4 protein-coding genes are annotated in these 3,488 nt (G+C 45.6%); all 4 read right to left on the minus strand.

Annotated elements, in window-relative coordinates:
* Positions 1 to 199: 199 nt before the first annotated feature.
* Positions 200 to 628, minus strand: a complete 429-nt coding sequence (locus tag AC805_RS12820) for an NUDIX domain-containing protein (RefSeq protein ID WP_055075801.1) — start codon at positions 626 to 628, stop codon at positions 200 to 202.
* A complete protein-coding gene (locus AC805_RS12825; RefSeq protein WP_055075804.1) occupies positions 625 to 1,185 on the minus strand; it encodes a phosphonate degradation HD-domain oxygenase in 561 nt (186 codons plus the stop codon). The genes AC805_RS12820 and AC805_RS12825 overlap by 4 nt, the downstream gene beginning before the upstream one ends.
* Before the next feature lie 190 nt (positions 1,186 to 1,375).
* The gene (locus AC805_RS12830; protein WP_055075802.1) at positions 1,376 to 2,503 is read right to left on the minus strand and encodes a TIGR03364 family FAD-dependent oxidoreductase; all 1,128 of its coding nucleotides are present in this window, start codon (positions 2,501 to 2,503) and stop codon (positions 1,376 to 1,378) included.
* A gap of 11 nt (positions 2,504 to 2,514) precedes the next feature.
* On the minus strand, positions 2,515 to 3,252 hold the full coding sequence (locus tag AC805_RS12835) for an HAD family hydrolase (RefSeq protein WP_055075803.1): 738 nt from the start codon (positions 3,250 to 3,252) through the stop codon (positions 2,515 to 2,517).
* Positions 3,253 to 3,488: the final 236 nt, after the last annotated feature.

Here is a 3,488-nt window from a genome sequence, read left to right on the forward strand (position 1 = left end):
TATAGATAATTCAAATAAAAACTACAGCTTCGACTTCGCTCAGCTAGCTTACACCGAGGGCTGAGCGAAGTCGAAGCCCGTCTACAAGTTATTTAAAACAACTATATATCAAAGCCCAAGATAGGGTTGCGGCACTAAGCACCGCAACCCTATCTTGGGCTTTGATAAAAATGCCTTCTTAATTCCAGTTGGCAGGGATTTACAATGCGGATAGAGCTTGCCAACAGCGTATAGAACACATATCAGCATCAATTGCATTAATGGGTATCCATTGAATTCCCTTCGCGCCGATTTCGGGATCGCTACTGGTCAAAATACATGACGCGCGATCGACCGAACATAGATAGATGATATTCACGTTATGGAGCAATCCCCCAGCCGCGATCGGATCGGGGAAAAAGCTATCGGTTACAGTCAGTAACTGCTTGATATCAAAGCTAGCGATACCCGTTTCCTCGCGAATTTCTCGCCGCAAACCATCTAGAACCATTTCATCAGCCTCCAGTCCCCCTCCTGGCAAATCCCAGCAATCCACCTCTGGTAAGGTCATTTGATGGATCAATAAAACTTCTTCAGCATCGACAAAGAGACCGTTAACAGTAACTCTCAACCTTATGGGATTATTCATAATAGATTTCTACCATTCAAACAACTTGTCACAACAGATTTAAAACTTGCTAAGTCAGGAGTTTTCAGTCCTACAACCTTAGCGAGATCGTCCCAAATCCTCAACTTCACGGCATCCTTTGCATAGGGCAGGGCAATAAAAGTCTTTGCTTCCTCAGTGGAAAAAGCACCGCCTTGCAATCTCAAACTGTCCTGAGAATTGGGCGATAATCTTGCTTGATAATTGGAATCGATCGCGCAGAGATAGCGCTTTGCCTCGACATGCAAGCGAATCGGTTCGGCGATCGCAGGGGCAAAAATCTCTTCTAAACAGAGCGCTCCTTCGTATTCATGCCGATCGTCGATCTCCCGATCGGTGGCATTTTCGCCGAGATCGTGGAGCAAATGCCCCAAATCATGCAACAGACAAGCTGAAATCAACTCAGGGCTAGCAAATTTGGCTTGGGCTAGGGCAGCACATTGCAGTCCATGCTCTAGCTGGGTGATGGCTTCTCCGCCGTATTGGGCATCTCCTTTTGTATCAAAAATATCGAAGATTTCGTCAAGACTTAATTTCATTTTTTTATTACCCATCAAAAAGTTCGCCTCAATTGCTATTCCCTTCCCAGTCAAGCAATAGCGTTGCGGGGCAAAGCTATTGCTTGACTGGGAAGGGAATAGACATAATTAGAATCAAAACCCGTAACGCTAGCTAAATTTGGGCTTTATATTTAATTGCACCCAGTAAATTAAAGTGAATTAAAGTGAATTAAAGCAAAGCCATATTTTCTTCAGCAAGTCCAAAGGATAGAGTCATTCCCGCACCACTGAGGGCATTTATGAGAAATACATGGTCTTCTGGAGAGGCGATATACTCGGTCTTACCCGCTAGTTTTGTATAGACTCCATGCCATGTTTCCGCGATCGCTAAGGATGGGAAATTGGTGAATTTCCGTAAATAGTCGAGAATGTAATTATTAATTTCCGCGCGATCGAAGGGGTCGGGAGTTAAACCATATTCATGGGAGTCGCCGAGAATCAATTCGCCCAATCCATTCTGCGAAGCCATCACATGAATGCCCCATTCGGGAAAATGAGGAGTCTCAATTTCGATTCTTTGCTTGAGGATATCTAAGCTTTTACATTCGCTGAAGGCGGCATAATGGGTTAAGGTCAATCCCGCTGAGAGGGAAGGACCTAAGCGCCAATTATTGGGCTGGGGGGCAGTTCGCATCATTTGGAGCTTGACCTTGGTAATGCCACTCTCGGCATAGAGATCTGGGTAGAGCGTTTCGATATCTGCACCGCTACATACCAAAATGCGATCGGCCGACCATAATTGATTGCTAATCTGTAAGTTGGGATAATCGATCGCCGTTACAGCCCTCCCAAATTCAAACTCCACGCCATAGGTATGAAATAAAAATTCGGGCAATGCTTGTAGGGCTTGACGGGGATCGACGGTCATCTCTGTATCGCTCCACAACCCACCGAGCAGACCATCGGGATTTACCGCCGCACTTTTACGTAGGACTTCGGCTGGGCTTAATATTGACAGTGACTCGCTAACGCCATTAGTACTGATAAACTCCTCTAATACATCAAGCTCATCTTGATGATAGGCGAGGGATAGGGAACCACAGCGATCGCAGTATATTTCCGTCTTTTCGGCAACATCCAACCAAATTTCTCTGGATTTAAGCGCGCGATCGCGCAATCTTCCTGCGGGCTGACCGATCGGCCATACCATGCCAAAGTTGCGAATGGAAGCGCCGATAGCTCTGAGATTGCGTTCAAATACTGTAACTTTGAAACCGCGTTTGGCAGCAGCGAGGGCATGAGCTAAACCAACTATGCCTGCTCCGACGATCGCGATTTCCGTATGTTTTGCGCTCATGTTTTTTGATCTTATAGACTTAAAAGTTTACTCTGAAATTCGCTCAAGGATGCAAACAAGCCATCGTTGGGATGGGGAGCTAGTTGCTCGGCAGTATGCGTACCATTGGTAACCCCAAAGGCATAAAGACAATTGGCATTTCGTCCCGAGGCTAAATCAGAAGGAGTATCGCCGATGCAGATGACCTCCTGCGGGTTCCTAATCCCCAATTGATACATGGCTTTTTGAATCATATAAGGTGCGGGGCGACCCTCTTGATTGTAGATTTCGCTGGGGGTAACTGAAGCTTGAATTAGGGAATCTCTGGAGCCAACATAGTTATGATTTAAACCACGATCCCAACCCAAGCGCTTGAGAATGATATCAGTTACTTCGCGATAGAAGCCCGTGGTCAGCGCAATGTTAATCTGCTGCGATCGCAACCAGTCAAATAGCTCCAGACAGCCCTCCGTAGGCTCTACTGGCTGCGTGAGATAGTGCTCTTCTAATACCTGTTTGAATTCTATAAAGGAAGTTTCTACTCTTGCATTATAGTCGGGGGCATCCGAAGCGATCTGTTCTGCCCAGAGGGTTTGAAATACTATTTTCTTTGGTAATCCCATCATGGCAACTACCCGATCGGGATCGGCTCTTAGCCCTGTCTTTTTGGCGGACTGCATAAAGCAATTTTCCACTTCGCGATCGTCTTTTACCGTCGTTCCCGCCATGTCAAAAACTATGAGTTTAATTGTGCCATTTTTTTCTGTCATGTTTTTATACTCCATATATCCTTTACGTATCTTCTATATATCTTCTATGTATCCTTTATGCACTCCCCTACTCCCTTCCCAGTGAAGAATTAGACGTTGCGGCGCTTCGCGCCGCAACGCTAATTTTTGGTTTTTAATGTCTAATTTTATAGCGGGAAGGGAGTAAATCATCCTCAGTAGCTAGGCATAAAACCCACCGCTTAAAAACTAGATTTCGTCAGGGTTCTCAAGTTAAG

The sequence above is a fragment of the Pseudanabaena sp. 'Roaring Creek' genome, assembly GCF_001402795.1.
Lineage (GTDB): Bacteria > Cyanobacteriota > Cyanobacteriia > Pseudanabaenales > Pseudanabaenaceae > Pseudanabaena.

Excerpts from the sequence above, each read along its gene's own strand:
- AC805_RS12835 (WP_055075803.1), bottom strand. The coding sequence starts at position 3,252 with ATGACAGAAAAAAATGGCACAATTAAACTCATAGTTTTTGACATGGCG.
- AC805_RS12830 (WP_055075802.1), bottom strand. The coding sequence starts at position 2,503 with ATGAGCGCAAAACATACGGAAATCGCGATCGTCGGAGCAGGCATAGTT.
- AC805_RS12820 (WP_055075801.1), bottom strand. The coding sequence starts at position 628 with ATGAATAATCCCATAAGGTTGAGAGTTACTGTTAACGGTCTCTTTGTC.
- AC805_RS12825 (WP_055075804.1), bottom strand. The coding sequence starts at position 1,185 with ATGAAATTAAGTCTTGACGAAATCTTCGATATTTTTGATACAAAAGGA.